Here is a 17,416-nt window from a genome sequence, read left to right as displayed (position 1 = left end):
GCGGCTAACTCCACCGAGATCGGGGCGGTGTCTGATCTCCAGCGCCACATCGATCACTGTATCGCTGCGAGTCCGTTCGGTCAGGACGATCTTGCCATGCAGCCGGCGAGCGACGGTTCGCTCGCCGGCGTCAGATATTGCGGTCGCAAAACCTAGGCGCGCCTTGCCAGGGGCAAGGTAACGGTTCAGGGGTTGGGAACGATGGCATTCAAAGTTCCGAGATCGGAGATTTGCGCACTGGAGCCGCTGTAGATTACCTTGCTCTGCGTCAGAGCGGCACCGAGACGGACGGCGATGTATTGGAGATCGGGAATCGCCGCGAGAACGAAGGCGTTGTCGCTGATCCAATTAAAGACGCCGGACTCCGCATTGATGACGACAATCGGCCCATCATCCGAGGTGTAGCCCTGAGGATCGACCAGAAAGTGGTTGTTTGAGATCTTGTTGTTGTCGCCCTCGATGCGAAGGATTCCGTATGTTTCCGGGAGTCTGTTGTTGTATCCCTGAAATGGAGGATAGGTTTCGTTCTGCCTGCGGATCAAGTTGGCAGCGACAAGCGTTTCATTCGTTCCGATGAGCCTGATTAAGCCGGGATAGAAGCCGGCAAAGCGGTTTGCGGTGACACTGCATCGTGCGCTGTTGGTCAGTTCGATCAGACTGCCGCCGCGCGGAAAAACATTGTTCGCCGCGATCAGCAGCCCATCGGCGCCGGTCGCCGCGATGGATTTGCCGTTGTAGCCGGCACCGACCAGATTATTCGTCACCTTGCAGGATTGAGAGGCCTCAAGTAATTCCACGCAACTGCCGCACTCCGCGATAAAGTTTCCATCTACCGTCGTAGCATCTGCGCCCTCCATCGCGAGTGCTCGCTCAAGGTACACAAAGCCCATGCCTCGCACGACGAAGGAATCGCAATCGCCCTCCACGTAAATGCCGGTCTTGCCGTTGATATAGCTGTTGCCGTCGCCGCTGAAATGCAGTCCGTCCATGCAGAAGTCGCGGAATTCGAGACTGGCGAGACGCGGTTGAACACCGTTGCGGCGCGTAACGATCGCCGGAGTGCCGGCCAACTTGACCTTGACATGACTACCGCCGGCCACGGTTTCCCGCCAGTTGGAAGTATCGGGCGTGTTGTCGCGAATGCTGAGTGAGGTGAACCCATGGCCTTCGCCTCGGATCGTCAAGTAGGAAATGTCGATAACGACCTGAGTCAGCAGATCATAGTCACCAACCGGTATGAGAATGTCACCACCGGGTTTCGCGGTCTGGCTGGTCTGATGAGCCTTGATGTCCGCGATGATCTCGTTGATGACTTTCCCAATGTCCTGCGAGGCAGGCACCGAGCCATGAAACTTCGTTACATCGTAGGTCGATGAATGCGGGCTGGTCATGTGCGGTCGCTCCATTAATTGCCTACCAATAGCTTCGGGTTTGCGGATCGAAGAAGTTCAATTTTCCGCGCCTATCGAGGCGCGGGGCCAAATCACGGAGGCGAAAGTTGCTCCGGGCGGGAACGTGGGCGCCGCCCCCTTCCAGGAAAATATCGATGGTTTCAGCGTTGGCTCACGCGACCATCAATGGAAGCGCGAGTGCTGGCAAAAAGCTTTTTTGTCCTCGATTTCTCCCATTCGGCTCGTTGCATTCGCATTAAGGCTCCATCTCGGCGCGAACATAATCTCCGCCTGACAACGTTGTCAACGGGAAATGTCGACGTTGTCATGCCTTGTTCCTCCACGCATCGCGTCAATGACTCTGAGTGTCGGCAACAATGGTTTGACGCGGGCCCACACTTACAGACGGACGGGCGCTTTTAAAAAATGCGGACAATGGGCTCGCCGCGTCGAGCGCCCCGCTGGAATCGATAACATGAGACGAAGTGGCGATGTCACGCTGTCTGCAGCTTAACGGTTCGGGGACTATCGTATCTTAAGAAACGATACGGCGATGGCGTTGCAGATTCGGAACCGTCTCTACGTTCCCGGAGAAGAGGTGATTGAAATCGATAGCACTAGCTCAGATCTGCGCTTGTGGCGGGGCCGTCCCCGCCACCTCACGAACTTCAGGTTTCAGACGACGAGATCAACGCATCCTCGAGTAACACTTTGGCTGCATCGCGAATTGTCTTAACAAGTCCAGGAGCGGGCGTCGATTGTGCCATCACAATCGAGCCCTGGATGAGCGACAGGATCTGGATCACGGCTTTTTCGGGGTCTCTCAGTGCCAGGGGCTCGATGAGTGAGGCAACAAATTCATGCAAGCCCTTAAAATAGAAGGCTATGGTCGCCTGTACGTCAGGGGAGTTAGCCTCCGGTCCGAATTCGGCCAGCCCTTTCACGAACGGACAACCACGGAAAGAGGGCGAACGGAATGGTTCGTCTAGCGCGTCAAAAATAGCGAGGATGCGCTCCAGCGGCGATAGTCCGGTTCTTTCAGTCGCGGCTGCGAGCATCTGAAACCAGATATCACTTTTGTAACGTAAATAGGTGGCGATCAGGTTGGCCTTCGACGGAAAGTGTTTGTAGAACGTCATCTTGGCCACCCCGCTTTCGGCGATGATGCGATCGATCCCGACAGAGTGAATGCTGAACCGGTAAAACAGGTCCGATGCCGTCTTTAATATACGTTCTCGCGGGGCGAGGGCGTTAAGCGGTTGTGCCTCCACATCCAAAATTTCAAGCGCGCTGCGCGATCGCATTTTCCAAACCCCAAATTCTTCGTTCGTGTAGACAGACTATTCTGTAAATTTTGGGATTGCAAATACATACAGGTCTGTCTATTGATATTCGCGCCCATTGGATTTCAAAGAAAGGTCTCGAGATGAGCGGAAAAGTCGTTGTTGTAACCGGCGCGAGCAGTGGTTTTGGAAATCTCACGGTGCAGGAACTCGCGAGGCGGGGTCATACGGTGGTTGCGACCATGCGTGACATCGAAGGAAGAAATGCAACAGTCCGAAAGGAACTTATCGACGCGGTGAAAGCTGAAGGACATGAGTTGCAAGTCCTTGAAATGGATGTCTCCAACGAAGCCTCTGTCAATTCCACAATCGACGTAGTTATCAAGCAGCACGGAAAAATCGACGCTCTCGTCAACAATGCCGGTCTGATGCCCGTCGGGATCACGGAAGCCTACACTGTGGCAGATGTCGAACGGCTCTTTGCGGTCAATTTCTTTGGCGCGGTGCGGGCCGACCGCGCCGTTCTGCCGCATATGCGAGCCGCCGGCAGCGGGCTGCTCGTTCATGTGACATCCCTGATGGGGCGAGTGGTCTTTCCGTTCTTCGGCACCTACTCCGCGAGCAAGTTCGCGCTTGAGGGGCTTGCCGAAGCCTATCGATATGAACTAAAGGGCTTCGGAATCGACTCCGTGATCGTCGAGCCAGGGCCATTTCCGAGCAACCTCATCTCGTCGAGCCCGGAGCCGTCCGATCATTCCGTGCTTGCAGCCTACGGCGAAGTCGCGGCAATCCCGGGTCAGATCAAGTCCAACGCCAACGCCGGACACGACGAGGCCAATCCCCCGCGACCCCAACGGGTGGCCGACGCGATCGCGCAACTTGTTGAGGCCACGGAGCGACGTCCTTTGCGGACAGTGGTGATGCCAGAAGGCATGGACTTCGGTGTCCAACGACTGAACGAGGCCGTGAGCCCGATCCAAAACGACATGCTCATCGCGTTCGGCATGTCGAGCATGCTTTGACAGGATCAGTGCGATCAGCACATTCTACAGCACAAAGTTACCGCGATTGGCGGCCGCAGCGGAACTGTCCGCAGCCAGGACGGTCTTCTTGCTCTTTCACTGGCCGTCGGGACCACCTGATGTCGTCGCGGAAGGCGGATATGACGGAAGAGGGCGATAGTGCTCTAAGTCCCAATCCGCCTTCCGCTCATCGCCCAACGACGGCTGGCGTCGCTCCAAATCCGCACGCTGTCGGCATTGTCTTGGGCTTCGAACAGAAACGTCTCAAGGTCGTCATCGCACCCGACTTGGCCTTGAGCTCTAAAGGAGATTTATAGCATGATTGCTTATGCCATTTTCATTCAAGAGCGGACCCGCGACGCATCTGAAATGCAGACATATGTCGAACTGTTAAGACCTCTGTTAGGGAAATCTGGAGGAACCGTACTCGCCGTCCACGGCCCTCAGGATGTCCTCGAAGGTGCTGCTCCTGAAGGCGTAGTAATGGTCAGCTTTCCCTCCATGGAGGCGGCCCGCGCCTTCTATGACAGTTCCGAATACCAGGCTGCCGTGAAGCACCGTTTCCTCGGGGCGGATTATCGGTCCTTCATTATAGGCGGGATCAACTAACTCCGGCCGACTTCCAGTACATTTGCATCAGAACGGTCCGTCGTTCCGAGTAACAGCACTTACAGGCCTTATCCTAGGTCATCGTTCGTCTTGCAACCGGGTGCAAACAGCAATAAGATTTTTTGAGGCCCACAAAAGGCGGCGCTGAGCTTATCTCCGCTCTCGCGAATGAGACGCCACTCCGAACGATTTTATCTGCCAGCTTTTTTAGAGGCGAGATGGTTGTTGGGTGATTAGCATAAGCCAATCCGCGCTGTCGCAAGCTCGAGAAATTGTGTTCGAATACGGAATCCATCGCTTCGCAGGACTGTCTAAATAGTGCCGTTTAACCGATTAGACACCGCAGCCCGGCCGCATATGGCTATAGATTCTCAACGATTTGGGGGTGAGTGGTTATATGGAAATCTCAGACTTGAATTCGAGTAAGAACGTCGATGCGAGTATCGACAACGATTTCCGAGCGCGATTGAAAAATAGCGCCAAGCTTCTCTCCAACTTGGCCAATGAGACTCGGCTGCGAACGATTTATCTCTTGGCGTCGAGAGGCGAGATGTTTGTCGGAGAGCTGGTGTCGGAGATCGGTATAAGCCAATCTGCACTGTCGCAACATCTGGCTAAGTTGCGGGAGGCCGGGATAATTGCGACGCGGCGTGACGCGCAAAAACACTTTTATTCGCTTCAACACGATTGGATGCGAGACCTTCTGACGGCGCTGGACGCGGTCTACACGCGAAATCTTCCCCAGACATAGACGTTCCATAAATCGCATTATGCGATTTCAATCTTAGATTGAATACCGATTCGCTTATGGCCCAGCGAAGCGGAATTCCGTTTGCGCCGTAAGCTACTCTTTAATCAGAATTTTCTTGCCATTTTTGCGTCAGACTTTCCGCGCATTTCGCCACACGCAAGAGCTGTTTTTTTCTTTTCGCGCGGACATTTTCCGTCTATAAGGTTGTCAGGAAGCATCGCAGACGCCGGCCTGACGGACGCGGAGACTAACCATCGTTCTGTGGCAGTTTCGCCATGGCTCGGATGAAGACGAGAAGGGACTCCACTGCATCGATCGGAAGGACTTCACATTGGCGGGGGGCCCGCCGCGCGTATGGGAAAACTGAACACATTTGAGCGTCTGAACCATTGGAAAAGAACGGGAAGATTTTTGTCGCCCCGCCCAAGGACGGCAGCGACTTCAAAGAATTGTTTAAGCAGTTAGCTGCTGTGGGTGCGGGTCGTCCGGTTGGCATTGATGGCTTTCCACAGGGACCATGGACTCCGGAGCTCCTGGCGGAGGCGATTACGCAGATCGACTCCAATCGGGCCGGAGTCGATTTACGCACGGTCCAACTATGGTTTCAAGAGAACGACAAGGGGATCAGCCCTTCCAATATCAACTGGTTGGCTCGGATCTTCGGCTGCGATGATAGGGAAGCGACGAGCGAATGGCTCCTGGAGCTTAGCGCGGCTCAAGCTCGCCTCACTGCAAAGAGACGAGATTCAAAGAAAGCGACTTCTGCTGCAGCGGCACCAGATAATCCGGGCCCGGTGACCGGGCAAATTCAAATGCAGCTTGCGGAAGACTTGGCACAAGAAGGCGATGTCGTTCCGCCAAAGAAGGGCTTCAGCTTGGCTAATCGATCCGAGTTGCTTTTTAGCAGCGGATCTCCCTTGAACCTCCCCGCGTCCACATTCGCGGGCGCCTCTGCCCTCGGATTTTTGTCGTATATCGTGGGAATCCACAGCGTCACATATCGTCGACCCGATGGGATCCTGAAGCAGGTCGGCTTCTTGTGGGCGCCGAACTGGACGCTCCTGTTCATGATACTCTTACCACTATTTTTTTGGCTTGTGATCGAGCTGCTGCTTTTTTGGAAGCGGGATGGGCGCTTCAGGCTGCTTTCACAGGCCGACCGGTTTGAAATCAACGCCCGCTGGACGCGAAACATTGAGGCGTATTCTCATAGCTACTGGGCAGTTTTCGTAATTTGCGTGCTCTTTGCCGGTGTTTTCCAGTGGATTGGCGTGTGTTTGATCCCGCTGATGGAAGGCAGTGATGACTACGCGACAAGTTGGGGCACGATAGCCATCGTGCAACCCGACCTTATATCAGTGCCAGTGGAGATCGTTTTCACCGGGCTAGCATACCTATACATGTGCGTCTGCTTCTATCTGTTTTTCGCAGGTCTCATTTTGCTCCACACGATCATCCACGATTTCTGGAGCATCGAAGAAGCATTGATGCGGAGGCTTGAGGGCGAACATCGTCGTGAGGGCGGCGAAATCCGCATGAGGGTAATGCGGGGCATATTCCGGTGCACCATAGTTGGTGTTTTTGTTGCCATTTGTATGAAGGTTCAGAGCTCCTACCTGACCTCGAACGAACAGGATATCGTAACCTGGTTCTTCCACGATTGCGTTTCGGTGGTTTATCGTGACCATCATGCCGCCAACAGCTTCGGCTATAGGATGCCAACCCATTACAGTAGTCTCCTTGTGGCAATTTCGGCCTGTGTCGTTTTTCTTTACGGTTCCATCCGCCTAAATGTCGGATTGCGATTTCGTGAGGCTTTGTGGAAGATGTCGGCGGTCGTGGGCCTGCTCTTCGCCACTTATTTATTGATCGATGCCTTTGACGGCTTTTCAATCATTCTCATCGCGGGAGTGCTGGTCGCGACATATGGACTCTTTGATCCAGAGTTCGCGCTGCTGCGATCGCGCAAATCGGAGAGCAATCAGAGTGTATCATAGGTGGCTGGATCGTTGGGACGAACGTCGAGCCCAACGCGGTGAAGAAGTGAAGAAAGCGACGGAATTCATCCTCGACGCCGGCCGCGCCTTCCCCGACGCGGAGAGGGCAAACTCTCTCGAGGAGTTTTGTGTTCTTGCGGACCACGCTGTGTCCGATCTAGGCTTTTACGACGAGCCCGGGCGTAAGGCCAAAGGCTTTGAAAGGCACGACGGGTGGCTCACGTTTCCTTCGGAGATCGCCACCGACGTGGACGAGAACAACACCGTTTGGGCAAAACTCACCGAAAGCGGCTCGCGCGATCAGGTTCTGGTGATTTTCCATCATTGGAATGCCAGCGCCCGACAACGCCAGATCGCCGGATTCTTCTCGAAACGTGGCATCACGGTCGTGGAGATTGCTATGCCCTATCACTTCGAACGGAGTCGACCCGGCGCGCTGTACGCCGATTATATGCTCAGTTCAAATCTCGGCCGCACGATCCAATCGGTGAGGCAGGCCGTATGGGATGGGCGAAAGCTCGTCCGGTGGCTGAAGAGCGAAGGTTACCGAGAGGTCTCGGTTCTTGGCATGAGTCTTGGCTCGTGGGTGGCGGGTCTGATCGCAGCGCATGAACCGGCCGTATCGAAGGCTTCGCTGTTTTTGACGGCTGGAAGTCTTGCAGACATGGTTTGGACGGGACGCGCGACGCGCTCGATCCGCGAGAGCTTAGAACCGGCCATTGGACTCACGGATCTGCGGAGGGCATGGGGTCCGCTGAATTTGGAGAATTTCGCGCATAAATTGGCACGGCCCGAACTCGCGCTTCAAGTGGTATTCGCAACTAGAGACAAAGTAGTGTTGCCCGCGCTAACGCAAAGCTTCATCCGAAAACTGCAACAAGCAGGAGCCAAGCCGAGCGTTCTGAAGCTGAACTGCGGTCACTATTCGCTCGCGATGCCCCCGTACATTTTCTTGGCAGGTTGGAGCCTGAAGCGTTTTCTTTCGCGCGCAGATGCCCAAAATGGCGTTGCTACGTCATAGATTGAGACGTCCAGACGCCCACGAATGAGCCGGTTGGATTTAGCGACCCGTCGAACCTTTTGGAGGGTCGCTTACCCGCAGCCTTTCTTGCCCAAGCCCAGAGCCAATTTCAGTGGAGAGGTCTGACTCGAGGCCCCAAAAAGGAAATCGACGTTCCCTGCTACGGTACGCGCCCCGAGCCATCTCAACAAAAATTCAAAATATAAACAAGGACTTGTCGGCGCCGTTTCGTTTCGTTTCGGTTGGTTTCGCATCATATCGCGCAATCTGCGGTAATCGTCGTTTTTATCAATTATCAAAAACTGGAAGGCGTCTCGCAACTCAGTCGCGGTTCGAACTTACCCAATGTTCCACGGCCACCGACTGCGGATTACAGCATTTGAAGGAAGCAAAGCCGGTATGAGAGCAGATATGGAGACTGACATACTCGACGTTCACGGCATTCAAAGACGAGAGGGTTCAGTTGGCTTAGTCATTTTTGAGCGTGATGGCATCCTGCTACGGCACAGGCCGGAGTTTGGAGACCAGACGCTGGGAGATATCGACACTAAATTCCTGGCGATGCTTCAGGACATGCGCAACCTCCACGTCCGCTTCGGGTTCATTTCGTACCATACGGTTTCCCCATTCGATCGTGGCATGCGCATTGATAATGCAACGCTTACGAGGTTGCTCGACGATCTTCTGAAGGTCTCGGGCGCCGTACCCGACTTCTGGATGGAGGCGATCCATTCACCGAGCCAAGGTCAAAGCCGGCACTGGCCCGCGACCTCTGACCTCGACGTGATATTGAAGCTGACTGAATGGTATGAAGTCGATCCGACGATGACGGTCGTGGTGCGCAAAGGAAATTTCTCTCGCTTTAGCAAAAAGACGCCTTCTTTCACGGAAATTCTTTATCCAGGATCAAATGCCGTTGGCACCTCCGTCATTGATACCCAGGCCACAATGGTCTGGCTTAAGACGACGATCAAGCATGTTTTGAAACTGCCGTAATTCCTTTTTTTTCGGCAATCAGGGCTAGTTCTACAAAAGCGGCCTTGCTCAAGCAGGCCACTCAGCTACCGGCTTCGATCCCGATCCTTATACTGTGGTGGGCGAAGTTTGATCGATTTTGACTGATCGCGGTCACGCCGTTGATTACCTTGGCGTTCCGTGCGATTTTTCTCAGAGCTGTCGTGGTCGGCATTTGAGCGTGCTATGCGGGATTGATCGACGGTACGGTTGCTCGAAGTCTTGTTATCGAGTCCCTGCTCCGCAACGTGGTCGCGACCAGTCGCCGACTTCGTTCCCAAGCTATCCGAAGAGCGTTTCGCCTTGCCGACCTCGGCGCGATCTCGAATCTTGGTTACACGAGAGTCGAGCTGCAGCCCGACGACCTTGCCGATGACATTGGTCGCTTGCTCGAAGAGCAGCCGATCGGTGGGATTGACAATCTTTGCCGCAACGCTGAGGGCTGTGGTGGCTAGCGTCTCCTTCGCCGCTTTCGCCTGAGCGGCGCTGATGGGTGTGGATCGCAGCATGTGTTCTTCTCCTTTTATTCTGGTGGGATCATGTCCGTCGCGCACGGCTACTTCCAACCGACGGTATTCGCGCTGCAGGCCGAGCGACAGATCATGGCTCAGTTCCCGCGCCGTGCTCGGCGCACTTCGGTCCTTAGCAATGCCTTCCAGCATTTGGATGACGCGCCGAACTGAGTGTCGGGTCTGATCAAACCGTTTCCTCGCGTCTTCCAGCTTCGGCGCGGTGGGCGTATCGCGAAGCTTGGAGATCACCTTGTCGACAACATTAGTCGGTGCTCTCGCACCCATGCGGTGAAACATCTCCCATTCCCATCGTTTGATGGGCGGTGGACCAGCACGCTCGACACGCTTTTGACGATCAATCGTTATTCCGCGCTCCCGCGCCTTTTCGGCGAAGCGGGTGCGCCACTCGGTGAAATCGCGGATATTGGGGTTGAGCATCTTGCCGCTGGCATTGCGCAGCGCGACGATCACGTGCAGATGCGGATGCTTCTCGAGGTCGTTGCGATTGTGGACAGCATAAGCATATCGGTGGCCGGAGAACTGCTCCTTTAGAAAGTCACGACCCGCCAGGATAAACCGATCACGATCGACATTGGCTGGGCCTGACAACAACAGATGCATGAAATCGCGCGGCTGCCGGGTCTGCATCAGCGCACCGACAATCTTACCCTCGACTGTAAGCTGCTTATGATCGCTTGTCGTCACCTCGCGTCGGTCGGTGGCTTGATAGTAGCGGCCGCTCCTGCCCGGGCGCTCCTCGATTTGGGCCTTCGTCGAAAGCGTGACCTCCGCGCCTTGCCGCTGCATCGCATGGAGCGTCGCGGCCAGCCCCTTCGGACCGCTCGAAAACTCCACCGGATAGCGCGAGACTGGCGCCACTCCTTCCATCCGCAATGCTCTGTCCACACGCGCATCGATCGCGTGCACGTCATCCATTTCGGCGGCTATGCGATTCTGGCTCCCCCGATCGGATCGGTCCCTCTTCTCGTGCGCGATCACCAACGCCAGGTTCAGACGGGTTTGTCCCTTTACGCCCTCGCTAACGCTGAACGCGTAGGTCCGATCGGAATCACCAACCTCGCGGAACCCGTCGGACGCAAGCGAGCTCAATGCGCGGGCAACGTGTTCCCGGTCGGTACTCTCCAGCTCATAGGTCAACCGTAAAACGTCCTTGCTTCCTTTCCTGTTTCCGAACTCCCGCTCCCAGGATCGGACTTCTTCGCTAAGATCGGTGACCTCACGGCCATCCTGATCGTGTGCCTTTTCCTCCTTGCTTTGATAGGCAAGCACGTTGCGAGCCGAGGCCGCACCTGCTCCATACGACAACACCTTGACGACGACGGCGTTATTGCCACTCGCCCGACTTAAGGCTGTCGCCGCGCCGGCGTTCCGCCCAAGCGAGGGGACCCCCACCTTTGCCCTCACCGGCGCCTTTTTCGTTCCACCGCCACCGCCGCCGCGGCGTCGAAGCTCATCCTCGATGAGCTCGAAATAGCTCGGTAGTCTGCGGCCTTCAGGCCTAGACCCCGAGCGACTTCTGGAGAGGTCGTTCATCGTGTTTCCTGATCAGGTCGGCGATAAATGTGGATGGTCTCACAAAGGCTGCATCGCGGATCGAATCCACGGCGGCCATCACCTCGCCCAGCTTGGTCATGATGGCGGCGGCGAGGATGGCTTGGTCGCGCTCTTCCGACAGAAACTCCTCGTTGCGAAAGGCGAGCTCGCGGAGGAACTGGTGCATGTTTGCCAGCTGCCGTTCGTGCTCTTCGAGGATCGCAGGTATATGCATAATCTCTCTGGTGACGATGAGCTTTGCGACAAGATTGACGGAAATATCGAGCCGGCCGGCAAGCAGCTCCATATTGCCGAGGACATGGGCCGGTAAACGGAACATGACGGCCGGTTCGCGCATCTGCCTACAGCCCCCTCGCCTTCAGCGCTTCGAGGATCAGTCTGTGGGTCGCCGATGAGAGCTGCTCATGTCGTTCCAGCGATACGCGGAAAATCTTCGTCAGCACGTCATCGTCGAGGTAGAGGGAAATACGTTTCCTCTTCATGGATCCCGTAATTACATCGGCTTCTATCGGCTGCTCTTCTGGAATTTCGCTTTTGGCCGGAGGACGGCGGAGCTTTGACCTCGTTTCCCTATCGACGCTCGGCTCCTGCGCCTGAGGAGGATCCTCCGGCATGAGCTTGTTGAGATCGAGGCTTGTGGGCATGTAGGAGGTCGCATCCTCCTCCACGTCCCTCGCCTGATCCTCTCTCGATCGGGCAAGGGCGAGAATATTGCCAGCCGGCGTTCTTTCCCTCGACATCGCGCTCAGGCAGCCTCCGCCTGCAGAAGGCCGATGAATTCGTTATTGATTTTTTTTACGAGATCTATCGCGTCAAGCACGCTTTCTGAGGCGCGCCGCTTGGCCGACGGCGTCAGCGCCGGATTGCTCTCGATGCTGGCGAGCTTGGAATAGAGCGACCCGAAGCCGGCACCGACATCGCTGAAATGATTACTCTTCCGGATGACCGTGTCGACCATCGGAATTCGGCCGCTCGTCAGGATAGCATGGACTTCCGGAAGGGAGCGATTGTGCTTAAGGGCGATCATGTCCACGTAGTTCCAGATCGCCGCATATGGAATTGGACCCTGCACCCGCTTCCTGGAAATCTCCTTGAGGATCGTCGCCACCTTGATGGCTGAAGTCGCGGCAGTCGGTTCGGGTATGACAGGAATGAGGACTGCATCGCATTCGTGATAGACCTCGATCGCCCGCTGGTGAACGTATCCGCCGACATCGTAGATTCGGATATCCGCCGCAGGTGCCTCCGCGAGGCGATCTGCAAACCGGTCATCCGGCGCGACCCGCAGATGCAGCAGCGTGCCGTCGGTGGGGAGCAATCCCCGTTTCATGGAGACATTGTACCACCGCGTCGACGATTCCTGCTCGTCGCAATCGATGAGCAGTGTCCGGTGGCCCTGCTGGGCGAACTCGGCTGCAAGATTGACGTTCAAGGTTGATTTGCCGGCGCCACCCTTGAAGGTCGAGATCGCGAGCGAAAGTGGTTTTCCTGTCATGGAGCCCTCAGCCTCGAAGATTCGCTTGGCTCTGCGCCTGCTGGCGGGCCGCGACCAGATCATCGTTGAGCCTGTTGGCTTCGCGCTCCCGGGCTGCATCTGCCTTGGGATCGCTCCCCGGCCAGAACTTCAGGATCGGCAGGAAAAGGAGCACGAAGAAGGTGATCGTCGCGCCTTTGAACCAGTGGGACTGCTCGTAAAGGTCCGCCGCCCATTGCCAGAGCGCCCGCGTCCATTCCGTCGGTAGCAAGAGGTAAGATAGCGTCAGCGCAAGGCCGTAGGCCAGGAAGGCGGCGATCACCACACAGGCAGCCGCGACGACCAGAAGGTTGGCGACTAAGACCAGAAACCACATTGCCCTGACGGGAAAAGTCACGACCCTGATGGCCTTTCGATGTGCTGACATCTACCTTCTCCGTGCGCACATTTGAGTGTCAGACCAAACATATCGCAATCCTCGCGGTATTTCCAGACTTGCACTGCAGTATAATTTTGTGCATGCTTCGCGACAGCCAATTTGATGACGGATTCACGCATGAACCCCGGCGCGCGGCGGCTTATTCGCCTCCTCTTTTGCACCATTGCATGCACGCAGAACGCCCTGGCGATTGCCGCGGAGGACGATGCTGCTTCGAGAATCGTCAACTCCTATCAGAAGGCTTACGCAGAGGGGCGCGATCTGATCCCTCCTCCCGAAACAATCCTCGATACGTCATCGATAGCCGAGCGGCTCGACCTGCAAACGATCATGCCTGAGGGCGCCCTGAGCGGGAGCGCGTTTCTTGCCTCCGATGGGACCATCGTGAAACTGGTGGGTGTCCAAGGTTGTCTGTCGGTCGAGCAGGTGGAATTCGCTGGCCTGCGGACGACATGCGCGATGGTTTCACTCGCCGGGTTGACCGCCACGCTCGGCGAAGCCAAGGCGGTCGCTGGCAACGCATTTCCGTGTCATTTCCTCGGGCAAAACACAGGCACGCCGACTGTGCGCTTTGCCGAGTGCTTTTTCGTGAAAGACGGCGACGCACAATCGCTCTCGCAGGTGCTTATCGCCAAGGGATTGGCGTTTGCTGCCCGTGATCGTGCCGGCCGCGCGATATTCCCGGAATATGCGCAGTCAGAGGAACGCGCGAAGAGAACGAAGACTGGAATCTGGGCGAACGCCCACTTCACGCATCCCTACGGTGAGCGCTATCGCGCCAATCCTTCCATGAACTGATCGCGATGAGGTTCCTGATGTTGATTTCCACGCTCGCAGCCTCCGGCTTCTTTGCAGGCATTTCGATGATGCCGATGCTCGCCGGGACGAACCACCCAGAACCTCCTCGCCTCCAGGCTCCGATCATCCCTATTCAGGCGCTTAAGAGCGAAGGGGCCACCGCAGGCAGCCAGGAAAGCGATCGAAGCCAATTTGTCCCGTTTCCGGTTCAGGCACAATTCGAAACCGGCGACACCTGGCTTTCCGCCGGGCGGCGATATCGTCTTTACGGCCTGCAAACGTGTCTCCGCGGAACCTCTGTTACGATTTCTCCCGGCGTCATCAGGGACTGCGGAGAACTCAACCTGATCATGGCACAGGCATTGATCAAGGACACGAAGCCCGTCTGCGCGACGATCAAGGATCTCGACCAGAACAATGCTGTGGTGGCCTGCCAAACGACATCAGGCCAGCGGCGTTATGATCTGGCGACCTATATGATTGCCGCGGGGTGGGGATTCGCCGCCGTCGACACCAGTGGCCATTTGATCGTTCCCGGCTACAGGGTGGCTGAAGAAAGTGCAAGATCGGCACGCGCAGGCCTTTGGGCCTACTCCGACATGCCTCATCCCGTCGCAGTCTTGGCCGGCCAAGCGGGAGCGCAGCGATGAGAGGTGCTTCATTGTCGATGTTGCTGATGATGATGACGGCGACCGCCGCTTCGGCGCAAAACCGACCGGCCGATATCCCCCGGCAGATCTTCGGAAAAGTCCAGGTCGTGGATGCCACAACCTTTGAATTCAGGAAGAACGGACAAACCGTGCGGCTTGCAGGATACGAAGCCCCTCGCCTCGAACAGACAGCAACAAGCGATGGCGTCGACTGGCCGGCAGGTCAAGTTTCGCGGGCCTGGATGATCCTCCGCACACTTGGGCAGGACGTCAACTGCGCACCCATTGCTCGCGACGCGAACGGTCTGATCCTCGCGCACTGCTTTGTTGGTGAGACGAACCTCGCCGCCACGGCGATTGCAGAAGGCATTGGCTACGCGTTCAACTACCGCGGCGAACCTCAGGTCCCCGCCTATTTCGATATCGAGAGGAAGGCCCGCGGGCTCGGATACGGCGTCTGGTCGTCGCCGGATCTTCTTCCTCCTTGGCTCTACACCGCGTCGGTGGCGACCGGGGACAAAGCGAGGGCCTCTTCACTGGAACCTGACGGCGACTTGCCCCTGCCCTTGCTCGTGGGCCCCGCCAAGTCACTGACGCCTAATGAAGCACATGGAGGTTGAATGAACCGCATTATTGGAACCGCTGTAGCGCTCATATTGCTGTCCGGATCCGCTTCGGTAGCGATCGCGCAGGACGGCGCCACACAGAACCAGATAGAGCAGCGCGATCCGGGCTTTTGCGGGGCCGGAGGGGCGGGTTGCGATCCTGCCGAGGTGCAACGGTGGAAAGCTGTCGGCAACAGGCTTGCCGATCTCTCATCAGCCGATCTCAGCCAGTACGCCTATGCCTGTGCAAAGCATAGTGAGTGGAAGAGAGACTGCGAGACCGATCCGGCCGCCATCCTGAAACGCCTTGGGATCGAGGGATACTGAATCTGGCGATGAACAAGTTTTCCGGTGGCACGATCCTAGCAGCGGTAATCGCCTTCTTGGTAGGTGCATTCGGCGGCTATGCGATCAGCGAAGTGAGGAAGAGCGGCAAGGAGATCGATCTCGAACAGGAGATCACCCGGCTAAAAGACGAAGCGCTACAGAAGACGAGCGGCGACGCTCCCAACGACGAGGAGGCGAGCGCAGCAATTGCGAAGTCGGGCGGTCTATGCGGATTTCTGAATGCAAACCGCGTCAGGCCGTGCCGGGTGTGACGTGCACTGGCATCATTACAACGACCACGGGGTCATTTGCGGGGCCAGGCAACCAGGCGTCCTTTCCTTTGCGAAAATTGACGGCGCCTGGACGCAGATCCAATGAACATTCTGAAGGAGCGAACAATGAGACCGATGCTGATATTGGCCGCAATCATAGTTGGTTCGGCCTCTGCGCCATCGGCGACCCCGGCGAATGCCGAGGATGCATCCTGGGGATGCCAGGTTCTCCTTTGCGCGGCGTCGCAGAGCCCGTCCTGGAACGGGGTCCCCTACTGCGTTCCGCCCATGACAAAGCTCATTGCGGCCATGAAGGAGCCGGGGTTTTCGTGGCCAATCTGCCATGAGGCCAATGCCGGCAAGCCGGGTCACGAAACCTACGAAGACTGCCCGGTAGGAACGACGGTGGGCTTTAGCTCGCAAGGAAACAACGGCGGGGGAGGCGAGCCCGATCAATGCATCAAGACCGTCGATATTTGCCGGTCTGGCGGTCAGCGCGCTTCTGACGCCGACCTAAGGGGAGCCGTGATACGGCGGACCTTCGGCGATCGAGGCGATAGCTGCACTGAGCAGATCGCGACGCCGCGGCCGCGCCGCGCGGACCCCTATTTCTTCGATATTCCTGACGAACAAGGCGTAAAGCAAAGGTTCTGGTTCAACCTGAATCACTAGCCCACGTCGAATGCGTGTCACGCGCCAGAACTTACGTCGGCTCGTCGGTGGCTTTCTTTTTCCTGCGACGGGCTCGCCATGCCGCTATCCGAGCAAGGTCACTGTCCGAAACTCTGAACAAATCCTCGATCGTGACATTCCACTCGCGCTGCATCTTGTCGAGGGTCGACAGCTTCACATCCCGCATGCCGCGGGTGACTTGCGACATGTATGCTTCCGACACGCCAAGTTGGTCGGCCAGATCCTTGTTCGTCAACCGACGTTGAGCCTTCAACCGCATCAGACCGATGGCGAGCCGTTCCTGGAAGGAGAGAGACGCCAGGTCAATCACATTCGAAACTTGATCGGTGTGATCGTCCTTCAACCGCGACATCGAACGACACCCTTACCCGGAGGCTCCATCAACGCGTTCCCAAGCGATGGGGGCCTGTAACCAGCCGAATGGGCGCGCCGACAGTCCCGTGGATGCTTCAAAGTTCTACCGCTCATCCGATGCATAAGGCTGTCCAGAGACCAAAAAAGTTAAGCATCAACGCTCTATTCTTCATCTTCGTGTGCGACTTCAATACACCGCAGCAGGCAGGCTGTGCAAGCGACCCCGGCGCCCTTCGAAAGGCAAGCCCTAGCCACCTTGTAGACAAATCTCCGATTGCTGAAAACTTTAACTGCAGTTAAATTTTTGACTCTGTTTCTTATAGTGGAGAGCACGGATGGTATGGCTCGAACGGTTTGGGTATCGGATCAACCTACAGCGATTAGCGATAGCGATCCTATTTCTGGCGATCGCGTTCTTTGCTGCGCGGATGGCGTTTAGGGACAGTTTAACTTTGGGCTACGCGATGGTCGTCCCGTCCTACGTCTTCCTGGCGGTCGTGATTGAAGGCGCTCGGACCGTGAGCGGTAGTTTCTGGGACATTCGCGGCTGGGCAGAGACGGTCGTGGCTGCCGCTGGTGCCGCGGGCGTCGGATATCTCGGCTTCAGCCTTTGGTCGATCGGGTACTGA

21 protein-coding genes are annotated in these 17,416 nt (G+C 56.6%); 13 read left to right on the top strand and 8 right to left on the bottom strand.

Going from position 1 to position 17,416, the window contains the following annotated elements:
* Nucleotides 1-185: 185 nt before the first annotated feature.
* Together GA0061103_RS30160 and GA0061103_RS30150 are read right to left on the bottom strand one after the other, a co-directional pair.
* On the bottom strand, nt 186-1,391 hold the full coding sequence (locus GA0061103_RS30160; protein WP_092587951.1) for a NosD domain-containing protein: 1,206 nt from the start codon (nt 1,389-1,391) through the stop codon (nt 186-188).
* Nucleotides 1,392-2,059: 668 nt separating this feature from the next.
* Nucleotides 2,060-2,695, bottom strand: a complete 636-nt coding sequence (locus GA0061103_RS30150) for a TetR/AcrR family transcriptional regulator (protein ID WP_092587950.1) — start codon at nt 2,693-2,695, stop codon at nt 2,060-2,062.
* 122 nt (nt 2,696-2,817) lie between these two features.
* Between GA0061103_RS30150 and GA0061103_RS30145 the strand changes: the two genes are divergently transcribed.
* From GA0061103_RS30145 to GA0061103_RS30120, 6 genes are all read left to right on the top strand, one after another.
* Entirely contained in the window at nt 2,818-3,696 is an 879-nt protein-coding gene (locus tag GA0061103_RS30145) for an SDR family oxidoreductase (protein WP_092587949.1), read from the top strand.
* A gap of 318 nt (nt 3,697-4,014) precedes the next feature.
* Nucleotides 4,015-4,305 carry a DUF1330 domain-containing protein gene (locus GA0061103_RS30140; RefSeq protein ID WP_092587948.1) on the top strand — a complete coding sequence of 97 codons (291 nt, stop codon included), beginning with the start codon at nt 4,015-4,017 and terminating at the stop codon, nt 4,303-4,305.
* A 397-nt stretch (nt 4,306-4,702) separates the two neighbouring features.
* Nucleotides 4,703-5,056, top strand: coding sequence for an ArsR/SmtB family transcription factor (locus tag GA0061103_RS30135; protein ID WP_092718243.1), 354 nt, complete (start codon nt 4,703-4,705; stop codon nt 5,054-5,056).
* A 389-nt stretch (nt 5,057-5,445) separates the two neighbouring features.
* Nucleotides 5,446-7,053: an RcgA family putative transporter gene (locus GA0061103_RS30130; RefSeq protein WP_092718239.1), complete on the top strand. Its 1,608-nt coding sequence runs from the start codon at nt 5,446-5,448 to the stop codon at nt 7,051-7,053.
* Nucleotides 7,043-8,074 (top strand): alpha/beta fold hydrolase, encoded by a 1,032-nt coding sequence (locus GA0061103_RS30125; RefSeq protein WP_092718236.1) that lies wholly within the window; start codon nt 7,043-7,045, stop codon nt 8,072-8,074. The genes GA0061103_RS30130 and GA0061103_RS30125 overlap by 11 nt, the downstream gene beginning before the upstream one ends.
* 411 nt (nt 8,075-8,485) lie before the next feature.
* A complete protein-coding gene (locus tag GA0061103_RS30120; protein WP_092718233.1) occupies nt 8,486-9,070 on the top strand; it encodes a hypothetical protein in 585 nt (194 codons plus the stop codon).
* 65 nt (nt 9,071-9,135) lie between these two features.
* Here GA0061103_RS30120 and GA0061103_RS30115 read toward each other — a convergent pair whose 3' ends face one another.
* Genes GA0061103_RS30115 through GA0061103_RS30095 form a run of 5 tightly spaced genes read right to left on the bottom strand, consistent with a single transcriptional unit; the run spans nt 9,136 to nt 13,076 of the window.
* Nucleotides 9,136-11,154 (bottom strand): relaxase/mobilization nuclease domain-containing protein, encoded by a 2,019-nt coding sequence (locus GA0061103_RS30115; RefSeq protein WP_092718229.1) that lies wholly within the window; start codon nt 11,152-11,154, stop codon nt 9,136-9,138.
* On the bottom strand, nt 11,120-11,512 hold the full coding sequence (locus GA0061103_RS30110; RefSeq protein WP_092718224.1) for a hypothetical protein: 393 nt from the start codon (nt 11,510-11,512) through the stop codon (nt 11,120-11,122). Before GA0061103_RS30110 ends, GA0061103_RS30115 begins: the two co-directional genes overlap by 35 nt.
* A 4-nt stretch (nt 11,513-11,516) precedes the next feature.
* Nucleotides 11,517-11,915 carry a hypothetical protein gene (locus GA0061103_RS30105; protein ID WP_092718221.1) on the bottom strand — a complete coding sequence of 133 codons (399 nt, stop codon included), beginning with the start codon at nt 11,913-11,915 and terminating at the stop codon, nt 11,517-11,519.
* Nucleotides 11,916-11,920: 5 nt separating this feature from the next.
* Nucleotides 11,921-12,670, bottom strand: coding sequence for a ParA family protein (locus tag GA0061103_RS30100; RefSeq protein ID WP_092718218.1), 750 nt, complete (start codon nt 12,668-12,670; stop codon nt 11,921-11,923).
* A gap of 7 nt (nt 12,671-12,677) precedes the next feature.
* Entirely contained in the window at nt 12,678-13,076 is a 399-nt protein-coding gene (locus GA0061103_RS30095; protein WP_092718213.1) for a hypothetical protein, read from the bottom strand.
* Between the two features lie 129 nt (nt 13,077-13,205).
* Between GA0061103_RS30095 and GA0061103_RS30090 the strand changes: the two genes are divergently transcribed.
* The 6 genes from GA0061103_RS30090 to GA0061103_RS30065 all read left to right on the top strand — a co-directional run bounded on the left by GA0061103_RS30090 (nt 13,206) and on the right by GA0061103_RS30065 (nt 16,412).
* On the top strand, nt 13,206-13,886 hold the full coding sequence (locus GA0061103_RS30090) for a nuclease (protein ID WP_092718210.1): 681 nt from the start codon (nt 13,206-13,208) through the stop codon (nt 13,884-13,886).
* A 17-nt stretch (nt 13,887-13,903) separates the two neighbouring features.
* Nucleotides 13,904-14,536 carry a thermonuclease family protein gene (locus GA0061103_RS30085; protein ID WP_092718207.1) on the top strand — a complete coding sequence of 211 codons (633 nt, stop codon included), beginning with the start codon at nt 13,904-13,906 and terminating at the stop codon, nt 14,534-14,536.
* Nucleotides 14,533-15,156, top strand: coding sequence for a thermonuclease family protein (locus GA0061103_RS30080; RefSeq protein ID WP_092718204.1), 624 nt, complete (start codon nt 14,533-14,535; stop codon nt 15,154-15,156). Before GA0061103_RS30085 ends, GA0061103_RS30080 begins: the two co-directional genes overlap by 4 nt.
* Nucleotides 15,157-15,468: a hypothetical protein gene (locus tag GA0061103_RS30075; RefSeq protein WP_092718201.1), complete on the top strand. Its 312-nt coding sequence runs from the start codon at nt 15,157-15,159 to the stop codon at nt 15,466-15,468. It begins immediately after the preceding gene.
* 8 nt (nt 15,469-15,476) lie between these two features.
* Entirely contained in the window at nt 15,477-15,740 is a 264-nt protein-coding gene (locus tag GA0061103_RS30070) for a hypothetical protein (RefSeq protein WP_245304907.1), read from the top strand.
* Between the two features lie 288 nt (nt 15,741-16,028).
* Nucleotides 16,029-16,412 (top strand): hypothetical protein, encoded by a 384-nt coding sequence (locus GA0061103_RS30065; RefSeq protein ID WP_342588004.1) that lies wholly within the window; start codon nt 16,029-16,031, stop codon nt 16,410-16,412.
* Between the two features lie 31 nt (nt 16,413-16,443).
* Here GA0061103_RS30065 and GA0061103_RS30060 read toward each other — a convergent pair whose 3' ends face one another.
* Nucleotides 16,444-16,785 (bottom strand): helix-turn-helix domain-containing protein, encoded by a 342-nt coding sequence (locus GA0061103_RS30060; RefSeq protein ID WP_092718198.1) that lies wholly within the window; start codon nt 16,783-16,785, stop codon nt 16,444-16,446.
* Nucleotides 16,786-17,122: 337 nt separating this feature from the next.
* On the opposite strand from GA0061103_RS30060, the gene GA0061103_RS30055 reads away from it, so the two are divergent.
* On the top strand, nt 17,123-17,416 hold the full coding sequence (locus tag GA0061103_RS30055) for a hypothetical protein (protein ID WP_092718194.1): 294 nt from the start codon (nt 17,123-17,125) through the stop codon (nt 17,414-17,416).

Origin of the sequence: Martinezella multihospitum (assembly GCF_900094585.1) — a bacterium.
GTDB classification, from domain to species: domain Bacteria; phylum Pseudomonadota; class Alphaproteobacteria; order Rhizobiales; family Rhizobiaceae; genus Rhizobium; species Rhizobium multihospitium.
This window is presented reverse-complemented; position numbering and strand designations above follow the sequence as displayed.

Bases quoted from the DNA above. Each gene is read 5' to 3' on its own strand.
- GA0061103_RS30115 (WP_092718229.1), bottom strand. From the start codon at position 11,154: ATGAACGACCTCTCCAGAAGTCGCTCGGGGTCTAGGCCTGAAGGCCGC.
- GA0061103_RS30120 (WP_092718233.1), top strand. From the start codon at position 8,486: ATGGAGACTGACATACTCGACGTTCACGGCATTCAAAGACGAGAGGGT.
- GA0061103_RS30105 (WP_092718221.1), bottom strand. From the start codon at position 11,915: ATGTCGAGGGAAAGAACGCCGGCTGGCAATATTCTCGCCCTTGCCCGA.
- GA0061103_RS30055 (WP_092718194.1), top strand. From the start codon at position 17,123: ATGGTATGGCTCGAACGGTTTGGGTATCGGATCAACCTACAGCGATTA.
- GA0061103_RS30150 (WP_092587950.1), bottom strand. From the start codon at position 2,695: ATGCGATCGCGCAGCGCGCTTGAAATTTTGGATGTGGAGGCACAACCG.
- GA0061103_RS30145 (WP_092587949.1), top strand. From the start codon at position 2,818: ATGAGCGGAAAAGTCGTTGTTGTAACCGGCGCGAGCAGTGGTTTTGGA.
- GA0061103_RS30060 (WP_092718198.1), bottom strand. From the start codon at position 16,785: ATGTCGCGGTTGAAGGACGATCACACCGATCAAGTTTCGAATGTGATT.
- GA0061103_RS30140 (WP_092587948.1), top strand. From the start codon at position 4,015: ATGATTGCTTATGCCATTTTCATTCAAGAGCGGACCCGCGACGCATCT.
- GA0061103_RS30100 (WP_092718218.1), bottom strand. From the start codon at position 12,670: ATGACAGGAAAACCACTTTCGCTCGCGATCTCGACCTTCAAGGGTGGC.
- GA0061103_RS30110 (WP_092718224.1), bottom strand. From the start codon at position 11,512: ATGCGCGAACCGGCCGTCATGTTCCGTTTACCGGCCCATGTCCTCGGC.
- GA0061103_RS30075 (WP_092718201.1), top strand. From the start codon at position 15,157: ATGAACCGCATTATTGGAACCGCTGTAGCGCTCATATTGCTGTCCGGA.
- GA0061103_RS30065 (WP_342588004.1), top strand. From the start codon at position 16,029: ATGACAAAGCTCATTGCGGCCATGAAGGAGCCGGGGTTTTCGTGGCCA.
- GA0061103_RS30135 (WP_092718243.1), top strand. From the start codon at position 4,703: ATGGAAATCTCAGACTTGAATTCGAGTAAGAACGTCGATGCGAGTATC.
- GA0061103_RS30090 (WP_092718210.1), top strand. From the start codon at position 13,206: ATGAACCCCGGCGCGCGGCGGCTTATTCGCCTCCTCTTTTGCACCATT.
- GA0061103_RS30095 (WP_092718213.1), bottom strand. From the start codon at position 13,076: ATGTCAGCACATCGAAAGGCCATCAGGGTCGTGACTTTTCCCGTCAGG.
- GA0061103_RS30070 (WP_245304907.1), top strand. From the start codon at position 15,477: ATGAACAAGTTTTCCGGTGGCACGATCCTAGCAGCGGTAATCGCCTTC.
- GA0061103_RS30085 (WP_092718207.1), top strand. From the start codon at position 13,904: ATGTTGATTTCCACGCTCGCAGCCTCCGGCTTCTTTGCAGGCATTTCG.
- GA0061103_RS30160 (WP_092587951.1), bottom strand. From the start codon at position 1,391: ATGACCAGCCCGCATTCATCGACCTACGATGTAACGAAGTTTCATGGC.
- GA0061103_RS30080 (WP_092718204.1), top strand. From the start codon at position 14,533: ATGAGAGGTGCTTCATTGTCGATGTTGCTGATGATGATGACGGCGACC.